The following is a 23,222-nucleotide window of genomic DNA, read 5'->3' as shown; positions in this document are numbered from 1 at the left end:
TAACCGTGTTCCCCCCTATTCTTCACCATACTCCACAATGATGCTGTACTCATTCGATCGGGATTCTCCTGCACGTTTTTGTCCATTCCATTCATACGTGTACATGACGGTCAGGGCCCCTTGCAGCGTTCCTGTCTGTTCTGAAGATAACTGCGCTACATAAGAGATGTTCCTTTCCGTTCCCGGCTCAATTTCCCCCACATGCAGAACTCTTGGCGTGGAATATTCCGGAATGCTCCATTGGATCTGGCCCGCAGCTTGCCCAAGCCATTTGGCACCCTCAGGTAAAATGCCCCCCAATTGTACGCGTGCCGGCAGATTGCCCGTATTCACCACCCGTACCTGAAACGTGACCGTGCCTCCCTGCTCAACCAATGTCGGTTCCACTTGAACATAGGCCTGGATTATCGGCGTTTTCAACTCGACGACAGCTTCATTGGATGTAATCATCCGCTGCACTGACCGTGAATCCGGCAAGCGAAATGTATACATCAGGCTGGCATGATTCACATATCTGTATTGATCAGGGATCAGTTCACCACGTTCTGCAAGTTTGCCCTCGAACTGAATATTCAGAACAGATCTGGCAGTCAACGTCCCCAGATTAAGCCCTTTGGCCAGATTGGTTCCGGGACGTTTAACCCCATTCCAGCCCAGACTGCCTTCGACAAATGTCATACCTGATGGCAATACATCCATCAGGGTGCCATCCACCGCATAGCTGCTTGCATTGGAGACGGTAATATTATATCGGACGGCATCCCCCCATGTGGCCGTTACCGGGAGTACACTTTTGACCACAGAGATCTGGGGCTGTATCACTTCCAAGGTAACTTCATTGGAGTAGACCGTTTCCTGCTGACCTGCCGAGATATACGTTAGTACAGCTACGCTTGATATTCCGTTCGTATCGCTTCTCCCCACGACCTGAACACGGTATTGTATCCGAACGGAACTTCCAGGCTCAATCTCCCCAAGCTCTATTCCGGTATCGGGCGTGACTTGAGGCGCGAACATTTCATTCACAATCACACTGGCAGGAATAAAAACAACACCTTGAGGCAATGCAATCGTTACCTGAGCACTCGTAGCTATAATAAAACCCGGATTGCTCACGATGACGGTGTACATAACAATGTCTCCTGAGAAAGTCTGGCCCCGCTCGGCTTGAAGGCTGACCTCAAGCCGGGACGAAACCATACTCACCTCCACCGTGTTGGATTTCTCCACACCTCTGACGGTCCTGCCCTCAGATGTCCCAAACTCATAGTTAACCTGAGCTTGATTGAGCAGCTTGAAGCCTGCGGGTATCCGCATGACTACGACCTGAAAGTGATATCTCAGAGTTGCCCCAGGAACGATCTCTGCAGGAGGCAACCCACGCTCCGGTGATGCCCCCGGTAGGGGAATCCCGTCACGCAGTACACTATTTGGAAGAAGTGATGTTTCTGGGGATAGAGAGTCCACTACATGAACGATAGCTGTACAATTGCCTGTGTTCACAATCTCGATCAGGTAGGTCAGGGACTGCCCCAATGTAGCCACAGCTACATTGCATTGCTTTTTCACTTCCAGCCTGGGCCCGACCCATGGAGTAATGACTGTATTGGAATACGCCACCTGTTCCAGTTCAGTCGTACCCGAGCTGAATCGAACCAACGACTGATTCTGAAGCCAGTGGGACAACGGACCGGAATTGGGACTCATAACACAACGACCTCTACTCGGAATGTAACGGTCACCGAAGCACCAGCAGCAATGGAACCGAGCGTTATTCCTGTATTCGGATTACCGGTAGGTCTTGCCACGCCATCCACGGTTACACTTCCGGTTACAAATACCGTGCCTGCTGGCACAGGGTCAACCATGACAACATTATTCACCACTTCAATACCACTATTGGTTACGACAACCGTATAGGTGATTACATCGCCAACCACAGCATCAATGGCACTTGTGCTTTTGACAACAACAACATTAGGTGCAGATACAGGGATCACCAGCACGTTGGAAGATACGATCCCAGTCAACAGACGGCCATCTGGCGGACTATAGGTATAGTTGGCAGTGGCCTGATTGATCAGCTGCTGGTTCTGTGGCAACGAATCCACCGTAACTTCAAGCGTAACCGTTACGTTCACCGATCCTCCAGGCGGTATCGTACCAACCACAATCCCTGATTCCGGGTTGGCTCCGGGTTGTGGAACACCATCGATCAGAACACTGTTGGGAAGCAGTACGGCGCCATCCGGTATATTGTCCGTTAAGGTCAAGTTGACTCCGAGATTTCCACTGTTGTTAATGGTAAAGGAATAAATGATGGTATCACCGATCGTTGCATTGGAGGTACTGGCTGTTTTCGTTAATGCCAGTATCGGCTGATAGATCGGTGTGATAACTGTATTGGAATAGGCCGCTCCAGAGAAAACGCCAGACGTGAAGCTTACGGAAGACTGACTGCTCACTTGAGGTGGCGTTGGAAGTGAATTGACCCGAACCACATACGATACAGCTACAGATGCTCCCGGTGCCAGCGTACCAAGAGCAATACCGAGCGCCGGATTAGCTAAGGCACGCGGGACGCCGTCCACCAGAACACTGCCTGTAACAAATGTAGTGGCTGGGCTAATCGGATCGGTGATCACAATGTTGTTGACAGGGTCAATTCCGTTATTGCTCACAACCATCTCATATACGATCGTATCGCCAACCACAGCATCAATGACAGGAGTGGTCTTCACTACGCTGACATTTGGAGCAGATACCTGAATGTTGAGTGCGTTCGACGTAATGTTGCCTCCCAGTGTTCTTCCATCAGGTAATGTGTAGGAAAAGGTGGCTGAAGCCTGATTGGTTATGGACTGGCTCAGAGGCAGCGTCACGATCACAACGGAGAACAGAACCGTAGTTGTTGTGGATACAACACCCAATGGGATACCCGAAGCCGGATCAGCACCAGGTGCTGAAGCGCCATTAATAATAACACTATTCGGTACAAGCTCCGTTCCAGCCGGGATGGTATCCGTTAACGTGACAGATGCTCCATAGTTCCCGGTATTGGTAATGGCAATACTGTATACCACCGTATCCCCCACAGTTGCAATGGCCTGATCTCCTGTTTTGACTGCTGCCAGAATGGGTTGGTATACCGGTGTTGTAATGGTGTTGGAAAATGTGGTAGCAGAAAATGCACCGGATGTGAAACTCACGGTTGACTGGTTGTTCAATACTGCACTTGCCGGAAGAGATGTGATCTGAACACTAAACACAACCGTGACGGTCACGCCCGGTGCAATGGAACCAAGCGTTATTCCTGTTGAAGGGTTCGCACCTGGGCGAAGAACACCATCAACATACACACTGCCTGCGGTAAGAATTGTACTTGCCGGCACCGCATCTGTGAAAATCACATTGCTAACACTCGCAATTCCGTTATTGGTTACGGCGATGCTGTAGGTTACGATGTCCCCGACGGAAACAGCAGTGGATGTCGTGGATTTGACCACATCCACATCGGGTGCCGAAACCGAAATGGTAAGCACATTGGATAACACTGTGCCTGTAATATTCCGCCCGTCTGGCAATGTAAAGGATAACGCAACGGAAGCCTGATTCACGAGCTGCTGCGGGGTTGGTAACGTATCAATAACTACGGAAAACGTAATCGTGGTTGTAGCCCCGGCAGCCACATTGCCTGCGGGAATGCCCGTTGCCGGACTTGCAGCTGGTAACGGTTGACCGTTCACAATGACACTGTTCGGAACAAGAATGGTACCCGCTGGCAGGTTATCCGTCAGATTGATTTGGGCTCCGTAGTTCCCCTGATTACTCACGTTTATCGTATAGCTAACGGTGTCCCCGACGGTGGCATTTTGTGTGCTTGCTATCTTTTGAGCCGTAAGAATTGGTTGGTACACCGGAGTGACCACTGTATTGGAAAACGTCGTGCTTGAGAACGCTCCAGAGGTAAAACTGACTGTGGAGCGATTGCTCAACTGCCCCCCTGGTGGAATCTCATTGACCCTGACACTGAATGTCACGGTCGCGGAGGCTCCAGGTCCCAGTGTAGCAAGTGATATCCCCCCTGCCGGATTGGAACCGGGTTGGGCCACCCCATTCACGGTAACACTGCCTGTGTTGAAAGTGGCTCCGGCAGGAATCGGATCTGAAAATTGAATATTGCTTACCGGCGCAATACCGCTGTTCGTAATCAGAATGGAATAACTGACTGTATCGCCCACGGCAGCAGCAGTTGATGAAGTGCTTTTGACAACAGCAACGTTGGGTGAAGAGACGGGAAATGTCAGTGTATTTGAAGTGGCTGTTCCTGTTAACGTCCTTCCATCAGGAGGTGTAAATGTAAAGGATGATGTTGCAAAATTGCTGAGCTGCTGCGGCGATGGAAGTGAGTTCACAACCACCGCAAACGTGACGACAGCTGTCGCTCCCGCTGCTACAATACCGACCGGAATACCTGCTGCTGGTGTTGCTCCCGGCTGTGGCACACCGGATACCACCACGCTGTTCGGCACAATAGTCGTTGCAGCCGGAATGGTGTCGGTCACCGTTACATTGGCCTCCAGGTTACCGGCATTACTCACTGTCACGGTATATACCACCGTATCACCTACGGTTGCATTAGCTGTATTCGCCGTTTTGACAAGTGAAATCTGTGGCTGTATGACCGGAGTCTGTGTGGTATTGGACGATGATGACCCCGAAAATGAACCGGATGTGAAGCTGACCGTCGACTGATTGTTAATCTGCGAAGGGATCGGCATAGTTATCCTCACCTCAAAAGTTACGGTTACCTCAGCCCCTGGGGCCAATGTACCGATTGGAATGCCGGCGGTCGGATTGGAGAGCGGGAATGACGTCCCGTTCACAATGACACTTCCGGGTATAAATGGGGTGTTCGAAGGAAGCGGGTTCGCGTATACCACGTTGTTCACTGCTACTGTTCCGTTGTTACGAATGACTGAAGTATATCGAACGATATCTCCAGATACGGCGTAATCTAGGTTATCACTGTTTACAATGCTTACATTCGGCAGGGATACGGGAATGGTGATTGTATTTGATGAAACAAAAGCTGAAATATTCCTTCCACTCGGAAGAGCGTAGCTATAGGATGCAATAGCCTGATTAATCAGCTGTCTTGCATCTGGCAGGCTGTTGACCGTTGCAAGGAAAGTGACTGTCGCGGTTGCGCCCGCGGCGAGTGCTCCCAGACTGATTCCAGAGTTTGGGCTGACACCAGGTACAGGCGAGCCATTAATGATGACACTGTTGGTATTGAATATGGCTCCGGCAGGAACCGGATCTGTTAACGTAACCGTCGCTGCAATATTGCCCGTATTCGTAATCTGGATGGCGTAATTAAAGGTATCTCCCACGGTCAGACTCGTTGTACTGGCCGATTTCACCACTTGAATGACAGGTTGAAAAATCGGCGTATTCACTGTCACCGATGAGGAAACGCCATTAAAACTGCCTGACGTAAAAGCTGTACTTGCCCGGTTGCTGACCGAACCTGTAGCAGGAATGGAGGTCACTCTTGTCTGGTAGGTCACGGTTACACTGCTGGAGCTGTTCAACGTCCCCAGAGCAATACCCGAAACCGGGCTTGCATTTCTTGCCGCGGCACCATTAATGGTGACACTCCCGGATACAAACTCTGAACCAGCAGAAGGCGTATCTGAGAGAACCAGGTTCTGAACTGCCCCACTGCCAGAATTGGTGGTTACAACCGTATAGGTAAGCACATCCCCTACAGTGGCGTCTGCTGTATTGACTGTTTTGGCAATGGATATGTTGGGAGCTGAAGCGGGTATGCGAACGATATTGGACAGGCTACTTCCTGACAGATTACGTCCACTCGGAAGCTGGTACGTGTAATTTCCAGTTCCCTGATTCTCCAAAGTTGGCGGGGATGGCAGCGTCGTCAGTGACGTGCGAAATACCACCGTGGCACTCCCACCAGGCAGGAGACTCCCCAGCGTGATCCCGGTTAAAGGACTGACACCTGGACGTGCTGTACCATTCACCGTTACCGAATCGGGAATAAACGTGAGACCTGCCGGGATCGTATCGGTCACGTTCACCTGTGCTGCAATATTCCCGCTATTCGTCACGAGCAGTGTATACGCAAGCTGATCTCCCAATGTGGCATTGGTCTGATTCGCCGACTTATTAATTGTAATCACAGGCTGGTATACAGGCGTTGTGATGGAGTTTGAGTTGGAGATCCCTGTAAACGTGCCTGAACTATAAGATACGACCGCCCGATTGACGAACGAACCGGTACTAGGCAAGGACTGCGCATTAACCTGAAATGTCACGGTTGCGGAGCTTCCTGCCGTCAATGTACCTAGGGCTATACCACTGGCTGGATTAGCTGCTGGTACACTGGCACCCCTGACAACCACACTTCCGGGCACAAAATTAAGACCCGCCGGAAGACTATCCGTTAGGACGACATTACTAATGGTTTGTATGCCACCATTCGTCGTGACCACCGAATAGGTAAAGGTTTCTCCAACTGCAACGTCTGTTACCGTTGCATTTTTGACAACAGTTACATTCGGCAAGGTTACCGGAATCGTCAGTGTGTTGGACACCACCGTACCCGTTATGGTCCGTCCGTCAGCGGAAATGAATGAATACGGAGCTGTAGCCTGATCCACCAACGTAGGCGGTGTAGGCAGGTTCGTGACCAGGACTTGAAAGGTTATGGTCGTTGTGCTTCCTGCTGCAAGACTGCCCAAATTAACCCCTGTAACCGGATTGGCTCCTGCAATAACCGTTCCGTTCACGCGAAAACTTCCGGCAACATAGGTGCTTCCACTTGGAATATTATCGGATATCGTAACGTTGGCTGCGACGTTTCCTCCATTAACGACTTGAAGTGTATACGTTACCTGATCTCCAACCGTAGCGTTTGTTGTATTTGCCGATTTCACAATGGACAGGTTAGGTGAATACACAGGAAGTGTAGAACTATTCGACGGAATGACTCCTGTAATGACTGCACCACCTGCAACGCTTTGAAAGGTAAATGCTGCATTTGCCGAATTGACGAGTTGAAGGATGCTGGTATCATTCACGATCAGGGCCCGATAGGTCACGACAATACTAGTACTTAAATTTAATGAACCCAGTGGTATGCCTGCGGTCACATCCAGTGTTGGACGGGACACCCCGCCCACCGTGACACTGCCTGGAATGAAAGTCAGACCCGGTGGCAAAGTATCGGACAATACCACACTGGCAGCACTGGCTGTACCTCCATTACTAATCGTTGCCGTGTACAGGACGCTGTCTCCCGCGACCGCTCCAGTCGCCACAGAAGCCTTGGCCACTGTAATCCTGGGTGCGTTGATATCAACTTGTATCGCATTCGCGTTCACAATGTACGCGTCACCTGAAGTGGTTAGCGTCAGTACTGCCGAGGATTGATTGTTAATCAGTCTTGCAGACACATCCACATTGGTAATATCCCAACCTTGACGACCGCCAACAATGTTCGAGCCTGGAGCTCCATTGGTCTGATTTCGTGTGCCAAAGGTGCCTGTTGTGTTAAGTGCTCCCGTATCTCCATTGATTTGGGAGGCAAAAAAGTTCGCTGCCAGATTGTTCGGTCCCGATAAGGCCACTGATGTCGCTGAGGTGGGTCCAAATAACGCCTGATCTCCTGTCCGATTCGCGTCACCCTCCTGGGCACTGAACAGCGTTCTTCCTCCAAGTGCACCGGAGAGGGGGGTTGCGAATCCTGTCAATGTTGTTACTACTGGTGGTGAAGTAGATTGCACCAGTACGCCGCCTGCACGCAAAGACATGTTGCGAAAAGGGAGATTGGGATTCTGATAGATAACCCCAAGTGTCCATCCCGCATGATTGGCCGTGGAATCACTTGGAATAACAATAGTCCCTACCACTGATCCAGTGATATATGTACCGGCTCCCCCGCTTTGAACAAGTGTAGTCACATTGGCGGAACGTACATAGCCAGCAGCACCGCCCCCCAGATCGAATTGATTGTAGGTAAGTGGATCAGGAGTCACACTGGAAGTCCCTGCGGGTGTAATAAACGTAACCGGATTGTTGATGGCAGCACTCAGGTTGACTGTACCATTGATGTAACTGCCGCCCCAGATCAATTCTGCATACAGAACGGTACTTCCAGCAGGCAGTATAAGAATGGCTGCTGAACTGTTGCTCTGATACAGACTTGTTGTTCCCAGCGGATACGTTCCGAAACGCACGTCTGCGTTAGTCGTCGTGAACGCCCCGATGCTGTCCTGTGTACCAGGCACCCCTACCGTTTCGGAACGGCTCAGGCCCAGCGTATTGCCCGTAAACGTAATTGCCCCCGTAGCGTTGACGGTTGAACGAACGACAAGAGGAATGGAAGTCACCTCCCCTTCAGCAAGAATTATAATCCTATGAAACGGAGCCTATTATTAGTCTATGACGCTCCCTCCGAAATTTGTATGTCCCTTTTCGGAAAGTTTCTGTTCTCTCTGTAATATAATGTAAGCTTACTTCTCATGCTTTGAATTTAATGATTTGCGTTTTGTTCATTGTGATTTATAATCATCATATACGAGAGTAATTCTGTCGTACCATTATGATGCAGTCAGCGGTGATATATGAAGAGTTTCCATACGCACAATAGCCACATTCCAACAGAATACGAGTTCAAGCATTCCAAATGGATCAAAAAAATGCTCCATGCCTACTGGATTGTCATTATGGCACATCTCGCCATTCAGATTGGCTGTTTCCTGTTTCTGGAGTATGATCGCACACCTATAGATTTCTTGATGAATGTCCTGTTCTGGCCTACGGCCATCAGCAGTTCTTGCATTTTGATCGCGAGTTGGGTTGATCGACGCTTCAGTTCATATTCCTTCTACGCCATGTCTGTAGCCAGCACGGTTATCGCCTGGACGATTATTCATGTCAATTATGACATTCGGATTATATTAGCGATCTGTCTGTTACCCATCTTCGCTTCGGTTCTGTTCTTCAGCAAAAAGAGAGTCTGGATTGTCTTCCTGATGCAGATGATGGGTTATCTTTTGGTTCTGTTCGACTCAGCCTACCGATCCTACCTCTCTTCATTTGACATGGTATCCATTCCGGCTTTTCTAATTCTTGGTACATATGTAGCACAGGTTATCGTAACCAGCGGAGTCGAAGTGCTGGACGATCTTCAGGCAAGCATGCTTGCCAAGCAGGACCTTATTGTGCGAAACGCCATTATGACCAAACAGTCCAAAACAGACGGTTTAACCAACCTCTACAACCAAAGCTCATTCAAGGATTATTATGAAAAAGCATTCGAGTACGCCAACAGTGGCATGAGTCTGCATCTGGCTCTGATCGATATTGATGATTTCAAATCCATTAATGACACATATGGTCATCGGGTTGGAGACATCATTCTGGAGAAAGTGTCACTGATCATTCAGGAGACGATTACCTCAAGTGATATTGCAGCACGCTACGGTGGCGAAGAGTTCGCCTTATTGATGTTTGAGCAGTCTTTCGAGCAAGCCTACGCCCTGGTGGAACAGATTCGTCAGAAGATTGCCCTGATGGGCCATCTGGAACTTGAAGGAGCTTCCATTACGGTGAGTATCGGCCTCAAAAGCTACAGTCCCAATCTGAGCAAAGACAAATTGTTCGAGGAAGTCGATGCCTGTCTGTATGCCGCCAAACGAACAGGTAAAAATAAAACCGTTACATCACTTGATCTGACTTCGTCCTTCGTTGCAAAAACATAATAAAAAAGTTGTGCTGTATACCGGAATTACGGTGTACAACACAACTTTTTTTGTTTTTTACAATCATCGAGCTGATCTTTTTACCAACATCGACATCTTAATTCTATGTCTTCATTCCGCCCATTCCCAGCGATGACGATTTTGCTCCAACCTAGGATGCAGGTCTACGGACGATCCGTCAATGATGAGACGCAGCTCTTTGATCCAATCCTTGAAGGAATCAAATGAAGCAAACATATTGGCCATCTCTACCGTCAAATAAAGAAAGTGAGGGGCCGGGTATTCCGCAGTAATATGGCGCAGTGCGCTGTCCACAGGCGTATATTTCTTTCTCTTGCCCTCCAGTCCTTCCACACGTATACGGGAGGTTAGATGTTCCCGCCGCCAATCATGCAGGCGATCTTCCCTTTTGTAATAGGCTTGTATCGTATCCTTGCTCATTCGCTTAAACGTGCTCTCGTGTAAAGGATACAGCACGAGCTGTACGAATGAACGGGAATCCGCCGTTGCAGCGGCACGTTCGAGTTGCTCATCGGTCACAAGTTCAAACGAGTCATAAAAAGTCAGTGTGCCTTTACGGCTGGCCGCAGGCGGCTCATAACCGTAAGGTACCGTTGTATATTGTCCAGACATTTCACCCCTCCTTGTCTATACACAGATTCGTACAAAGGTGATTGAGAACTCTTAGCTAATGCTATTATACGCTAACTCCCCTGCTTCAAATCGGAATAAAATGTCATTCTATTCTTACCTGCACGTTTGGATTCATACAAAGCTTCGTCCGCCATCCGGATAATCTCACTTGGGTTATTGCTGTTGGTCGGATATTCGGCACCTCCGATGCTACATCCAATCCGAATTCGCTCATATTCAATAATAAACGGCTTGTTCAGACTTTGAATGATGGCTTCTGCATAAGCGCTGGCTTCTTCCCTCGGTTGACTTCCAACAGACCGAAGTACAATCAGGAATTCATCTCCTCCCAACCTTACCGTTATACCCTTCTCCTGACCAAGAGCAGACAGACGCTGGGCGACCTTCTGCAGCAATACATCTCCAGTCTGATGCCCAAGTGTATCGTTGACACGTTTGAATCCATCCAGATCCAGATAGAGGAACGTCAGGGTGTGATTTTCACTTTCGGTCTCCAGTGACTCTTCTAGGTACGCTTCCAGGGCAGTACGATTCGGCAGACTGGTCAACTGATCAAAATGTGCCAGATTCTGCATCACGACCAGTTCTGAGTCTTTATTCGTAAGAGAGGTCAGCATATCCCGAAGTGATCGGGACAATACTTCGATCTCCTTAATTCCTTTGTTCTCTGGAATCTCCAGATCGTCTCCTACCCGCAGTCGGTTGGCTACTCTGGTAAGACGTACAATTGGAGCAGAGATCAGACGCGAGACAAACCAGCCAATAAGTGCAAATAGCACGGTAACGGCAAGTCCTGCCCACACATTAAACCACATCAGGTCAAACACAGAAGCAAACGCAGTGGACTTCACTTGGCGAATAACTACGGTCCATCCTAATCCGGGATAATCCAGGTGACCCCGACTGTAAGCAAACCCTGTTACATAGTCATTTCCATCAGGCCATTCTTCAATGGACCAACTGCTTTTGTTAAGCTGGGCCTCTGCAATGCCTGGTAATACCAGCGGTTTACCGATCCATTCCTTTGGTCCCAACAGCACGGTATGTTCCTTTTTGCTCACGATAAAGAACTCAATGTCCTTTTCCTCCCGTTTCAATGGGGCGAGCACCGATTCCTCCACTTCCTTCGCCCAGGCCCAGCTTAAATGTGCAGCAAGCACACCTTGGATATGACCTTTGCTATCTTTCAGAGGGAAACTGATATCAACAAATTGCAACGGCTCTCCCGTTGGATTCGGAAGCAGCTTGGCAAGAAGTACTGCATTATGCACATCTCCAATAAACTTACCCTTGATTCCCTCCTGATACACAGGTCGCTCCGATAAATTTTCCCCAAGCAAGATGCCATCCGTCGCAGCTAACACTTTTCCCTTCGGGTCCATGAATCCAACCCATGAGAATGAGGGAAAGCTATCTTGTAGCTGATCCAGCAACATCTGAATCTCAGCTGGTTTGAATCCATCTTCCAGCGCAGCCATGCGGCCCAGCAGATCCAGTTCACCCGCGCGAGCGGACATAAACCGATCCAGCTTGTCCGAAGCTTGGGATGCCGTGCCTGTAAGCGAGTGACCAATCTCAGTCTCTACAGCAACAAATGACTTTTGGCTAAATATAGACCCAATCGTCAGGGTAACCAGTAAGGATAACACAGCGAAGATGACTGTAAGCACGGTTCTGATTTTGAATGACATTATTTCCTCCATTACACGGTGAAACCATCTTGCTTCTCAACATAACTATGCTGCAAAGGGTACACGGGATGTCACCTAATCGTTTTCCTATTTATCGGATCTTTTGTGTTTTTTCATTATACATGCCCATACAATATTATACTGAAATCTTCACCGTGTTTCTTCCATTCAAAGAATAGACACGATTCTGTATATACATACTTGGGTTATGAATATAGAGAGCAAGCATATCCTTTGAGGATCATGCGCCTGTATGTCACAGAGAGAGTAGTCGAAATACTAAACATTGGGGGTGTAATGTTGAGCCTGCTTCATGTTGCTGTTATTCTGCCTTTTGCGGCTGGCATTCTTCTTGCCACGCTGCATCGTTTCTTCCGTAAATTACATTTGGGATGGCCGGTTCTCCTTGTCCCGGCACTATTATTTGTATACTTTGCGAGCCTCATACCCGCTGTGTCCCAGCGCAACACCGTATCCGGAAATATCCCATGGATTCCTTCACTGGACATAGGATTTAACTTATATCTGGACGGTCTAAGCCTGATGCTGACACTGCTAATCACCGGAATCGGTGTGCTCGTTGTTCTCTACTCCATCTTCTACATGGATATGAAAGAAGCGCTGAACCGCTTTTACCTGTATCTTTTGATGTTTATGGGAGCCATGTTGGGCGTGGTGCTGTCTGATAATATGATCGTGCTCTACGGATTCTGGGAATTGACCAGTATTACGTCATTCCTGTTGATTGCATTTCATTACAAACGTAAAGCCTCGACTTCAGGAGCACAAAAATCATTCCTGATTACGGTATTTGGCGGTTTCGCCATGCTTACCGGATTCATGATGATGTATCTCATTACCGGAACGTTCAGTATTCGTGCAACCATTGCAGGGTTGGGGCAGTTTCAGGAAAGCGCACTATTTCTGCCAGCGCTTGTCTTGATTCTGATTGGAGCTTTCACCAAGTCAGCCCAATTCCCGTTCCATATCTGGTTGCCGGATGCCATGGAAGCTCCTACACCAGTGAGTGCCTATCTGCACTCAGCCACGATGGTTAAGGCTGGACTGTACGTTGTGGCCAGGTTCACACCGATCTTCGGTGGACAGGGACTTTGGTTCTGGCTGGTCACCGGTGTTGGTCTTCTGACTCTGTGTTATGGATCATTCCTGGCGGTGAAAAAAAACGATCTCAAAGCGATTCTCGCCTATTCGACCATCTCTCAACTTGGTCTGATCATGTCCCTGTTCGGGGTTGGATCTGCTGCTCTCTACTTCGGATATGGCGAGTCCTCTGCGATGTACACCGTGGCGATTACCGCTGCGCTGCTTCACCTGTTTAACCATGCGACCTTCAAGGCCGCTTTGTTCATGGTCGTAGGCATTGTCGATCATGAGACGGGTACACGTGACATTCGGAAGCTCGGTGGACTTGCATCATTCATGCCAATCACTTTCACCGTAGCCCTGATCGGCTCACTTGCCATGGCGGGTATTCCGCCGTTCAACGGATTCCTGAGCAAGGAGCTATTCTTCCAGGCGATGGTCGAAGTCACGCATCTGCGAATCTTTGGACTTGGGTCCTGGAGTGTTCTACTGCCGGTATTCGCTTGGCTTGCAAGTGTGTTTACCTTGATCTATGCGCTTATTATCGTGTTCAAAACATTCCTCGGTCGTAGCCAAAGCGAGATTCCTGCCGAGAAGCTGCACGAAGCGCCCGCCGGTATGCTCATTCCGCCCGTTGTTCTCGGTATTCTTGTCATCATCTTCGGACTCTTCCCGAACCTGCTGGCCGGATCACTGATCGAACCGGCAATGGCCGCTGTGCTTCCTTCCCTGTTAAATGGGAACGAACGCTTCGATGTACATTTCTCTCTGTGGCATGGATGGACTCCGGAACTGATTATGACGATCGGAGTCGTGATTCTCGGAATCACTCTCTACAAGCTGTTGCCACGATGGAGGAATATTTATGAGCATTATCCACAAGGATTAACGATTAACAATATGTACCATGTCGTGCTGGATAATCTTCAGCATTATGCACGCAAATGGACCGAAGCCTATATGAATGGCTCAGTTCGTAGTTATCTCGTTTATATTTTCTCATTCACAGTCGCTTTACTGGTCTATGCCTTCTTCCGTTCAGGTGAAAATATTACGTGGAATCTGCAGGGCAATGCGCCCTTCTCATTCTATGAAGTCGTCCTGCTAGTCACCCTAATCGGTGCCGCGGTTTCGATTCCATTTGCCAAGAACAGACTGTCGGCAGTCATTATGACCGGAGCGGTTGGTTACCTTGTAACCCTGCTGTTCGTACTCTTCCGGGCGCCGGATCTGGCACTGACACAGATGATTGTTGAAACGGTATCCGTAGCACTGTTCCTGCTCTGCTTCTACCATCTGCCTGAACTGCAACGTGGCAAATCAAGCCGCAGTTATCTCACGGTGAATATGATCGTGGCGATTGCAGTCGGTGTCGTGATGACTTTTGTTGCATTAGCTGCAAGCGGAACAGCATCACTGGAGAGCATTTCTACCTTTTTCCTTCAGGAAGCGTATGACTCGGCCGGTGGTAAAAATGTCGTGAATGTATTACTGGTAGATTTCCGTGGCTTCGATACCTTATTGGAAATCATGGTACTTGGCGTTGCTTCACTATCCATCTATTCCATGATTAATCTGAACCTTGAAGCGAAGGATCTCGGAGCGCGATTGAAGTTCCGCAAGAAGGAGGACAATCAGGATTCCGAGTCTGATCTGGATGATGAAACGGACAATACGAAAAAGTATGGTAACCGGGAACGCAGCTCATCCTCATGGGATACTGTACCTTTACAGAGTAATGATGTATTGCTGCAAACGACCACTAAGGTTGTTGTGTTCATCATACTGACGTTTGCCATGCACCTGTTCTTCGCAGGACACCATAATCCGGGCGGAGGCTTCATCGGCGGCTTGGTCACAGCGGCTGCACTTGTCTTGATTGCTCTGGCATTCAGTACAGATACAATACGCAAAGCGTTGCCCGTTGACTTCCGTATTCTAACAGGAATCGGCTTGGGTATAGCCCTACTGACGGGTGCGGGTTCATTTATATTCGGAGTCCCGTTCCTCAGCCAAACCTTCGGTTATTTCGAACTTCCTTTACTGGGAGAGACAGAACTTGCCACGGCCATGCTGTTCGATCTTGGCGTGTATCTCGCTGTCCTGGGTGTCACCATGACCATCATTCTACAGATCGGGGAGGATCGCTGATATGGAAATATTGATGTGCGTAGCCGTTGGCATTCTGTTTGCGGTTGCCGTCTTTTTAATCTTGTCGCGGAGCCTGCTCCGAATCGTACTTGGTATGTCCATACTAACCCATGGCGTGCATCTGTTGTTGATCACCATGTCACGTCTCAAAACCGGATCACCACCACTGCTTGGGGAGATGGCTGAACGCTATGTCGATCCACTTCCACAGGCGCTGATATTAACATCCATTGTTATTAATTTCGGGCTCACTGCATTCTTCTTCGTTCTCTCCTATCGCTCCTATCTGAAGCTGAGAACAGACGATATGGAAGAAGTAAGGGGGCGCCCATATGAATAATCTCGTCGTCTTGCCGATTCTGTTGCCCTTGATTACAGGTGTTCTGGCCCTTCTGTTTTTCCGGAAAACGAACATCCAGCGAATCATTAGTGTCATCGGACTTTTGTTCACCGCAGCGGTCTCCACGATACTCATTACTCGTGTGGCTCAAACTGGAGTTCTAACGCTTAATATGGGTGGATGGGCACCTCCTTATGGGATTGTGCTTGTTGCGGACATGGTATCGGCGCTACTTGTCGTCGCCGCTTCCATCATCGCACTGGCGTGTCTGCTGTATGCATTCCGCAGTGTGAACAAGGAGCGGGAAGAGCATCACTTCTATCCGTTCTTTCATTTCCTGATCGCCGGAGTTAACGGTTCATTCCTAACCGGAGATTTATTCAATTTGTTTGTCAGCTTTGAACTGATGCTCATCTCTTCTTATGCACTGATCGTATTGGGAGGTACCGAAAGACAACTGCGGGAAACGATCAAATATGTCTTGATTAACATCGTTTCTTCAGCACTGTTTGTCGCTTCCATCGGCTTCCTCTACTCGATTACTGGCACACTGAACATGGCGGACTTGTCCGTCAAAATTGCTGAAGTGGGACAGAGCGGGGTCGTTACCCTGATTGCCGTACTCTTCCTGATCGTATTTAGCATCAAGGCGGGACTGTTCCTGTTCTTCTGGTTGTCAGGCTCTTATGCCGCCCCACCGGCTGTCGTCACTGCGCTGTTCGCTGGATTGCTCACCAAGGTTGGCCTGTACGCGATTGTGCGAACATTCACACTGATCTTCTATCATGATCCAGATTTCTTCCATGCACTGATCGGATGGATGGCAGGTGCCACGATGGTTCTTGGTGTCATCGGTGCCATCTCGTATCGGGATGTAAACAAGATTCTCATCTACAATGTGGTCGCAGGCGTAGGGTTTGTCGCTTTCGGTATGGCATCGGCCAGTCGTCCTGCACTGGAAGGTCTGCTCTTCTATATGCTGCATGACATGTTGATCAAAACATTGCTCTTCCTGCTCGGCGGTGCCTTGATCGCTGTTGCAGGAACATCAAAACTCGACAACATGGGTGGACTAATTCATCGCTATCCGTTGCTCGGCTGGATGTTCTTCATCAGCGCACTTGCCTTGGCAGGCTTGCCTCCATTCAGTGGTTTTCCGGGTAAGTTGCTTCTCTTCGAAGGCGGCCTGCAGGCAGGGTTGTATGGTCTAACTGGTATAGCGGTGCTCTCCAGCTTGTTGATGTTATATTCGGTACTACGTATCTTCATACAAGCGTTCTGGGGCGAACCGCCTGCCGGGGTTACAAGACGCCCTTACGCGGTGAACGGCCTGCTGATTCCTGCCGGAATTCTGTTTGTATTCATCATCGTAATGGGTGTGGGGGCTGAAGGCATGTTCCAGTTGACCTCCCGCGCAGGCGATATTCTACTGCATCCCAATATTTATATTGATGCCGTATTGAAGGAGTAGATGTCTATGGCCTTTCAGATTGTACTGAATCTTATCATTGCCTTTGTATGGATGTTTCTGAACAATGCCTGGAATGGTGTTGGTTTTCTCATAGGTTACCTGCTCGGACTGCTTCTCATCGGGGGGATGCGCCGATTCTTCCCCCAGCGCTTCTATATTGTGCGGGTCTGGGCCATCATCAAACTGATTAATCTGTTGTTCAAGGAATTGGTGCGTGCCAGCATTGAGGTTATACGCCAGATTATCAAGCCCAAGCTCGATATACGTCCGGGTATTTTCACATATAAGACTGAATTGTCCTCGGATTGGGAGGTTACCCTGCTCTGTCTACTCATCTCATTGACACCAGGTTCCCTGCCACTTGAAATCTCGGGTAATCAACGCAAACTGTTTATCCACGCACTGGATATCAAGGATGAACAGAAACTGAGAGATGATATCCAAAACACATTTGAAAAAGCAATTATGGAGGTGACGCGTTAATGTTATCCTCACTGTTGTTCATCTCTTTGCTCATTCTCTCCTTAGCCATTCTGGGTTGCTTGTACAGGGTGCTTCGGGGACCATCCATGGCTGACCGGATTACGGCACTGGATACCATCGGGATCAATGTAATTGCCATCGTTGCCGTTCTGTCGATGATGCTGAAAACCCAGGCCTATCTGGATATCATCTTGCTGATTGGTATTCTGGCTTTTCTAAGTACGGTGGCATTTGCACGTTATATTGAACGGGGGGCGGTATTCAAAAATGATGGAGATCGTTAATGTAGCCGCTGAAACAGCTATAGGTCTACTCGTACTGCTTGGTGCATTACTTAGTGCACTCAGTGCGTTCGGACTTATTCGTCTGCCTGACGTATATCTGCGAGCCCATGCCGCAACCAAAAGTATGACGCTTGGTGTGTTCTGTGTACTAAGCGCTACGTTTTTCTTCTTTTGGTACTTCGACAACTACATCAGTGCACGCTTGTTGCTAGGTATCCTGTTCGTATTCATCACGGCTCCGGTCGCCGGACATCTGAACGGACGGGCCGCCTATCGCACAGATGTACCATTGTGGGAGCAAAGCGTTCAAGATGAACTGGAACCTTTGTTAAAAGGGAAAAAGGTGAACCATGAAGCCAAGGATATGATGGAGTAATCCTAAGCCTGGGCATAACGAATACCCCCGAGGATCAGCCGCCGGTTTAGCGGCATGTTCCCGGGGGTATTTTTTTATTTTTTCATACACGGTTCATATCAATCTCTAATCATGATGATCATGCAGACAGATTGCAGATCAGATAGCATCGTCAGAATCCATTCAGTCCCTGTCTTCTCAGATCCTCGGCAACAATACGAGCAAGTTGTGCAGCACCCTGACGATTCGGATGCAAACTATCCCCTGTCATATACAGAGCGAGTGTTGCAGCTGGACCAATGGACGTGAAATAGGCCGAACTCAACTTATTCAGTTCAACAAGAGTGACCCCTTCTTCCTGAGCAAGAGCACGAGTGGATGGATTGTACCAGCGGTTCTCTGCTTGATGCACATTGGCTGAATTGAAGTCCGTTGCCCGACCTTGAGGGGTGGAGAGGATGACCGTCGCTCCTTTATTTTTCGCCTGGCGTACCATATCCCGCATAATCTCTTTGAACTGAGCCTCCGTGGTATTGTTCTTAGCATTGGTATCGTTAATTCCGAATTGCAAAATAAAATAATCTCCCGGTTTGATATACTTCAGAATCGCCTCCATCTGACCATCATCGCGGAAACCTCTCGCAAATTGACCACTTGACGCCATATTGCGAACCTGGAAGGTGGCATTGTTCACATAGGACGGAAACAGCTGTCCCCAACCTCCCTGTACACTGCTAACCAACGGATAGTAATTGCAGACCGTTGAGTCGCCACCAATGTAGATCGTGCGGTTGGTTACCGTCTGATTGGATAATTTCCGGATTTCGAGTGCACTAAGTGTGAAGGCGGTGCCTGTCTTTCCTTCCGTAACCAGCAAGTTTAATTGCCCGTCAGTCACCGGAATTTGAAATTGGTCCGTCGCCCCGTTGCCCGTCATATTAATGATCTGGTATACACCTTCTGCAGCTACACTCGCTCTGGCTGTATTGCCCAGAACCACTTTGACCTCATAGAGGCCATTGGACAGATCCACATTGAAGGTATTGGTGCTCTTTGTACCAAACGTCAGAAACTGTACGGCGTCACTCATCACTCCGCTTCCCGAGGCAGACACATTTCGCATATTGGCAGGTGTGTTGAACCCATATCCTTTCGTTGCAGTATAGCCATCTCCTGCGGAAACACCTGTGTAACCGCTCTCAACAGAACCCGAACCAAAATCAAATCTGTAATTGTCAGTGGCCGCTTCAACAATTTGCTCTCCACTGCTTCCCAGACCTACGCCGATCGTACTTGCAAACAGAACAAGACAGAATAGAAGCTTTACCGCTGTTGACCATTTCATCACTGAATTCTCCTTTCGAATCAGAATCTGATTGGTGCATGATCTGCATGATCTACAACTTTAGCTTCAAAGAACTTGATCAAGCCAGTCATAGGCTTTCGCTCCGCTAATCTCATGTCCACCTGTAAAGAAATCCGCATTCAGCGATTCGTGTGCTCCCGCCTGCTCATATATGTGTGTCAAACGCGCATACGCCTCTCTTGCTGTGTGGATCGGAAATACCTGGTCATCACTTCCGGCTTCTATCAAGAGTGGCCTAGGCACAATCAGGCCGATGATATCCGGTAACTCCGCTTCACGCAGGATACCTGGCACATAGTTGTCCAGACAGTGGTTCCGATCCAGTATGCTGCCCTGGAATGTACTTGCATAACCACTCACTACAGCTGCACGAAACCGTTCATCCAGCGCGGCTGTAAATGCGGTTACCAGACCCCCACCCGAGATGCCCATGCTCCCGATTCGCTCCGAATCCACTTCAGGACGAGTCGATACATAATCCAGCACACGCGTTGTTTCGTATACCCTATGCCCGGCAAGGGTCTTCCCCACCATAAGCAGATGCGCAGCGATCTTCGTACAGGAACTTGCCCCTGGTGGCGCATCGCGGTCCTCTTCCAGTCTGCGATCACCAAATCCGAGCAGTTCTGGAGCAGCAACCACATATCCCCGCTTCACAAGAGCTACTGCAAAATCCTTGTGCAACCCAGGCTCTCCTGTCCGTGGTGACCCATCCGGCTCCATACCGGATATCTCCCGGCTACCGTACCCGTGCCCATGACAAGCAACGATCGCAGGTCTCTTCACATCGGTAACGCTTACATCGTTTGGAATCAACATGTACACAGGCATGCGAAGTCCTGCATAGGTCGTGATCTCTACCCGCTCGCGGATATAACCGTCACATGTAATGCGCTCCAGTAATACAGGATTGAGCGCTGCTGGCATCGTTGGAAAACCGCCCAGTCGTTCTTTCACACGTGTACGTAACTGACTGCGCCATAACTCCATAGGTTGATCTACTTGATACGCGGAACGACCACGAAGATTCGTTTGTTGTTGCAGATAGGCTTCTATATCCGACATTGCCTGTGTCCCTCCTGTTTTTCGTAGGATAACGTAGATGAAAGACCGTCATAAGGAATTGATCCCATCCATTATAGGACTTTAACTTGTCCAAGAATTGAACATGTTTGCCTGTTTTGGATGGATTCACATGATTTCCAGCCAAAAAAAGGATATTCCTGGCCTGCTTTTGGGCTTCGGAAATATCCTTCATTTGATCTGACCCGGCAACCACCAGTTCCACCGGCCCATCAACTTCATCAGTGCGGGTACCAGTATTAGACGGATCAGAGTAACGTCAATCAATACCGCGGCGGATATCCCAATCCCTAACTGTCTCACACCTGCAACTTCTGCAAAAGCAAACGGTACGGTCACCGCAAGCAGAATGGCCGCCGCGGATGTAACCAGACGCCCCGTTGAAGCCAATCCCTGTTGGACGGCCACATCACTGTCTCCGGTTCGTCTATAGACTTCCTGAATCCGGCTGAGCATAAACACACCATAATCCATGGATATGCCAAACACCAATCCTGCAATGAATACCGGAATCATAATGGCAATGGCTGACGGCTCCATCCCCAGATGGCCCTCATTAAACACCCACACCAATATGCCAAATGAAGCCGCTAAACTGAGCAGATTCATCACAATCGCCTTGATTGGAATGAGCAGCGATCGGAATGCTGCCAGTAGCACAAGATAATTGGTGACTACTACAAATACCAGCACTTTGGGCAGTTGACTTGTAACTTCCTGCATAATTTCATGTTGTTTCGCAGCTTCACCACCATAACGTAGTTTTACGTCGTTGAAACCCAGGGCATGATCGCTCTTCCTCATTCGTTCCAGCCAGTCTGCGATCTGTTCCGAACCGGGCTCCCCACGCACGGTGGCTACCAATCGAATTGAATGATCAGAAACCGTTGAACGCAGCCATGCCTTCCTTGTTGACTCCTTGCCTTCTATGGAAGATGTAAGCGATGACGGTGAAATTCGAAAATGGTTTTGGCTTTGCACACTATTTTGATCCGGCTGTAACAGACCCCATGGTGAAATAATGCTCAATACGCCCGAGTCCTGCAGAAGTTGATGTGCTTTGTTGTGGGCCATCTGCCAGTGCGAAGCAGTCAACAGCTCCTGCTGTCCGCCAATCACCATCTCGATGGTGGAGGTATCCTTTTGTCCCAAATCATGCTTAAACTGCTCTGCTGCCTGGCGGGACTCCATTCTCTCTGGCAGTGAAGAGGCATCCGGGATGGACAGTTCCAGCCGGGTCACTGGATATACACACATGAGCAGCACAACCGTACCTCCGATGGCCATTCTGACTGGTCGTTTCATGACCATCGCTGACCATCTATGCCAGACCGAACGTCTCGGTAACGAATGGACTGAATTTCGCCTGAAGACACGATCCGCAGACAGTGACAGTAGGGCTGGCAGCAGCGTTATATTTAACAGTAGGGATAAGAGCAGAACGATGATGGCCCCCAAGGATACACTCAGAAACATCGGAAGCCTGATCCAGAGCAGACCCAACAGTCCAAGGAGCACGCAAGCTGCCGAGAACAACACCGCTCTGCCTGCTGTACGCAATGTTCGCTGAAGAATCTCGCTCCGCAGAGCCTCACTATGCATAACCATAAGGCTGCCCTGATCCTTAGTTTCGTCTTCATCTTTATAGACACGCTGAAGTTCTTCCCTGTACCTGCTCAGGATGATCAGGGCAAAGTCTATACTGAGTGCCATGCCCACCATGGGAATTACGTTAATGATAAAGTTGGACAGTTCCAGATGATAACCAAGGAGAGACGTGACCCCCATAGCCGTAATCACAGCACTAATCCCCATCATGACGGCAATCCATGCAGCATATAGCCCCCTGAATGCGAAGCACAGAACGATCAGGGCAATCGGAATTCCCACCATCTCTGCCCGTTCCAGGTCACGAAAGCTCAGATGATTGACATCCTGCTGCACGACCGCCTTTCCCGTCAATTCGAACGTACCTGGGCCGTCTGTTGCCAGCACGGCGCGCAGTTGCTTCAGCGGAGGACCCATCTGATGCGCGGGCACATCCATCTTCACGAGGGCATAAGCCCTATGCTCTTGCAGCATCATCCCTTCTCTAGCATCCAGAGGAGATGTGATAGAGGTTACCGCAGGCAACAATTGGACCTGTGTCAGACGATCCCTGATCCACTGCCGGAACTCTAACGGTGAGGTATTTTCCTTTTTCTCAAAAACCAGAATAACCGGATCAGCAGGAGAACCGAATTCGTCCTCCAGAACAAGCTCAACCGCTTGCGCATCCCCGTGAACTTGTTTCAACCCGTGATCCTGTACAATGTCAGGTAACTTCCACGCCCAGACCGCTGACATCCCGATGATAAACACCCAGCAGAGAATAATGAACCGCGGATATCGGCTGATGAGGACAGCAAGTCTGCGATAACCCATACCTTAGCTCCTCTGCGATCAGATT

The 23,222-nt window shown here is 49.2% G+C and carries 14 protein-coding genes; 7 read left to right on the top strand and 7 right to left on the bottom strand.

Features of this window, described 5'->3' with window-relative positions:
- Positions 1 to 15: 15 nt before the first annotated feature.
- On the bottom strand, positions 16 to 1,707 hold the full coding sequence (locus NYE45_RS12395) for a DUF11 domain-containing protein (RefSeq protein ID WP_340016844.1): 1,692 nt from the start codon (positions 1,705 to 1,707) through the stop codon (positions 16 to 18).
- The gene (locus tag NYE45_RS12390) at positions 1,704 to 8,417 is read right to left on the bottom strand and encodes a hypothetical protein (protein WP_340016843.1); all 6,714 of its coding nucleotides are present in this window, start codon (positions 8,415 to 8,417) and stop codon (positions 1,704 to 1,706) included. The genes NYE45_RS12395 and NYE45_RS12390 overlap by 4 nt, the downstream gene beginning before the upstream one ends.
- A 234-nt stretch (positions 8,418 to 8,651) precedes the next feature.
- Between NYE45_RS12390 and NYE45_RS12385 the strand changes: the two genes are divergently transcribed.
- Entirely contained in the window at positions 8,652 to 9,791 is a 1,140-nt protein-coding gene (locus NYE45_RS12385; protein ID WP_340016842.1) for a GGDEF domain-containing protein, read from the top strand.
- 111 nt (positions 9,792 to 9,902) lie between these two features.
- On the opposite strand, the gene NYE45_RS12380 is transcribed toward NYE45_RS12385, so the two are convergent.
- A complete protein-coding gene (locus NYE45_RS12380) occupies positions 9,903 to 10,424 on the bottom strand; it encodes a hypothetical protein (protein WP_340016841.1) in 522 nt (173 codons plus the stop codon).
- A 71-nt stretch (positions 10,425 to 10,495) separates the two neighbouring features.
- Positions 10,496 to 12,136 carry a GGDEF domain-containing protein gene (locus NYE45_RS12375; protein WP_340016840.1) on the bottom strand — a complete coding sequence of 547 codons (1,641 nt, stop codon included), beginning with the start codon at positions 12,134 to 12,136 and terminating at the stop codon, positions 10,496 to 10,498.
- Between the two features lie 300 nt (positions 12,137 to 12,436).
- On the opposite strand from NYE45_RS12375, the gene NYE45_RS12370 reads away from it, so the two are divergent.
- From NYE45_RS12370 to mnhG, 6 genes are read left to right on the top strand one after another with little or no spacing between them, the layout of a single operon-like run.
- Positions 12,437 to 15,391: a Na+/H+ antiporter subunit A gene (locus tag NYE45_RS12370; RefSeq protein ID WP_340016839.1), complete on the top strand. Its 2,955-nt coding sequence runs from the start codon at positions 12,437 to 12,439 to the stop codon at positions 15,389 to 15,391.
- A 1-nt stretch (position 15,392) separates the two neighbouring features.
- On the top strand, positions 15,393 to 15,731 hold the full coding sequence (locus NYE45_RS12365) for a Na(+)/H(+) antiporter subunit C (protein ID WP_062834059.1): 339 nt from the start codon (positions 15,393 to 15,395) through the stop codon (positions 15,729 to 15,731).
- Positions 15,724 to 17,202 carry a Na+/H+ antiporter subunit D gene (locus NYE45_RS12360; protein WP_062834058.1) on the top strand — a complete coding sequence of 493 codons (1,479 nt, stop codon included), beginning with the start codon at positions 15,724 to 15,726 and terminating at the stop codon, positions 17,200 to 17,202. The genes NYE45_RS12365 and NYE45_RS12360 overlap by 8 nt, the downstream gene beginning before the upstream one ends.
- Before the next feature lie 6 nt (positions 17,203 to 17,208).
- A complete protein-coding gene (locus NYE45_RS12355) occupies positions 17,209 to 17,685 on the top strand; it encodes a Na+/H+ antiporter subunit E (RefSeq protein ID WP_062834057.1) in 477 nt (158 codons plus the stop codon).
- Entirely contained in the window at positions 17,685 to 17,969 is a 285-nt protein-coding gene (locus NYE45_RS12350; protein ID WP_056692373.1) for a Na(+)/H(+) antiporter subunit F1, read from the top strand. The genes NYE45_RS12355 and NYE45_RS12350 overlap by 1 nt, the downstream gene beginning before the upstream one ends.
- The gene (gene mnhG / locus NYE45_RS12345) at positions 17,953 to 18,345 is read left to right on the top strand and encodes a monovalent cation/H(+) antiporter subunit G (protein WP_169481694.1); all 393 of its coding nucleotides are present in this window, start codon (positions 17,953 to 17,955) and stop codon (positions 18,343 to 18,345) included. The genes NYE45_RS12350 and mnhG overlap by 17 nt, the downstream gene beginning before the upstream one ends.
- A gap of 151 nt (positions 18,346 to 18,496) precedes the next feature.
- Here mnhG and NYE45_RS12340 read toward each other — a convergent pair whose 3' ends face one another.
- The 3 genes from NYE45_RS12340 to NYE45_RS12330 all read right to left on the bottom strand — a co-directional run bounded on the left by NYE45_RS12340 (position 18,497) and on the right by NYE45_RS12330 (position 23,197).
- On the bottom strand, positions 18,497 to 19,669 hold the full coding sequence (locus tag NYE45_RS12340; RefSeq protein ID WP_340016838.1) for a GDSL-type esterase/lipase family protein: 1,173 nt from the start codon (positions 19,667 to 19,669) through the stop codon (positions 18,497 to 18,499).
- A gap of 66 nt (positions 19,670 to 19,735) precedes the next feature.
- The gene (locus NYE45_RS12335) at positions 19,736 to 20,755 is read right to left on the bottom strand and encodes an alpha/beta hydrolase family protein (protein ID WP_340016837.1); all 1,020 of its coding nucleotides are present in this window, start codon (positions 20,753 to 20,755) and stop codon (positions 19,736 to 19,738) included.
- Between the two features lie 189 nt (positions 20,756 to 20,944).
- Positions 20,945 to 23,197 carry an MMPL family transporter gene (locus NYE45_RS12330; RefSeq protein WP_340016836.1) on the bottom strand — a complete coding sequence of 751 codons (2,253 nt, stop codon included), beginning with the start codon at positions 23,195 to 23,197 and terminating at the stop codon, positions 20,945 to 20,947.
- Between the last annotated feature and the right edge of the window lie 25 nt (positions 23,198 to 23,222).

It is taken from the genome of Paenibacillus sp. FSL K6-1318 (assembly GCF_037976905.1).
GTDB classification, from domain to species: Bacteria; Bacillota; Bacilli; order Paenibacillales; family Paenibacillaceae; genus Paenibacillus; species Paenibacillus amylolyticus_A.
Note: the sequence above shows the minus strand (reverse complement) of the source record. Positions and strands in the feature narration are given on the sequence as shown.

What these genes read in the sequence shown, in the direction of transcription:
- NYE45_RS12365 (WP_062834059.1), top strand. Translation starts at nt 15,393, where the DNA reads ATGGAAATATTGATGTGCGTAGCCGTTGGCATTCTGTTTGCGGTTGCC.
- NYE45_RS12395 (WP_340016844.1), bottom strand. Translation starts at nt 1,707, where the DNA reads ATGAGTCCCAATTCCGGTCCGTTGTCCCACTGGCTTCAGAATCAGTCG.
- mnhG (WP_169481694.1), top strand. Translation starts at nt 17,953, where the DNA reads ATGATGGAGATCGTTAATGTAGCCGCTGAAACAGCTATAGGTCTACTC.
- NYE45_RS12375 (WP_340016840.1), bottom strand. Translation starts at nt 12,136, where the DNA reads ATGTCATTCAAAATCAGAACCGTGCTTACAGTCATCTTCGCTGTGTTA.
- NYE45_RS12360 (WP_062834058.1), top strand. Translation starts at nt 15,724, where the DNA reads ATGAATAATCTCGTCGTCTTGCCGATTCTGTTGCCCTTGATTACAGGT.
- NYE45_RS12380 (WP_340016841.1), bottom strand. Translation starts at nt 10,424, where the DNA reads ATGTCTGGACAATATACAACGGTACCTTACGGTTATGAGCCGCCTGCG.
- NYE45_RS12385 (WP_340016842.1), top strand. Translation starts at nt 8,652, where the DNA reads ATGAAGAGTTTCCATACGCACAATAGCCACATTCCAACAGAATACGAG.
- NYE45_RS12335 (WP_340016837.1), bottom strand. Translation starts at nt 20,755, where the DNA reads ATGTCGGATATAGAAGCCTATCTGCAACAACAAACGAATCTTCGTGGT.
- NYE45_RS12340 (WP_340016838.1), bottom strand. Translation starts at nt 19,669, where the DNA reads ATGAAATGGTCAACAGCGGTAAAGCTTCTATTCTGTCTTGTTCTGTTT.
- NYE45_RS12330 (WP_340016836.1), bottom strand. Translation starts at nt 23,197, where the DNA reads ATGGGTTATCGCAGACTTGCTGTCCTCATCAGCCGATATCCGCGGTTC.
- NYE45_RS12350 (WP_056692373.1), top strand. Translation starts at nt 17,685, where the DNA reads ATGTTATCCTCACTGTTGTTCATCTCTTTGCTCATTCTCTCCTTAGCC.
- NYE45_RS12355 (WP_062834057.1), top strand. Translation starts at nt 17,209, where the DNA reads ATGGCCTTTCAGATTGTACTGAATCTTATCATTGCCTTTGTATGGATG.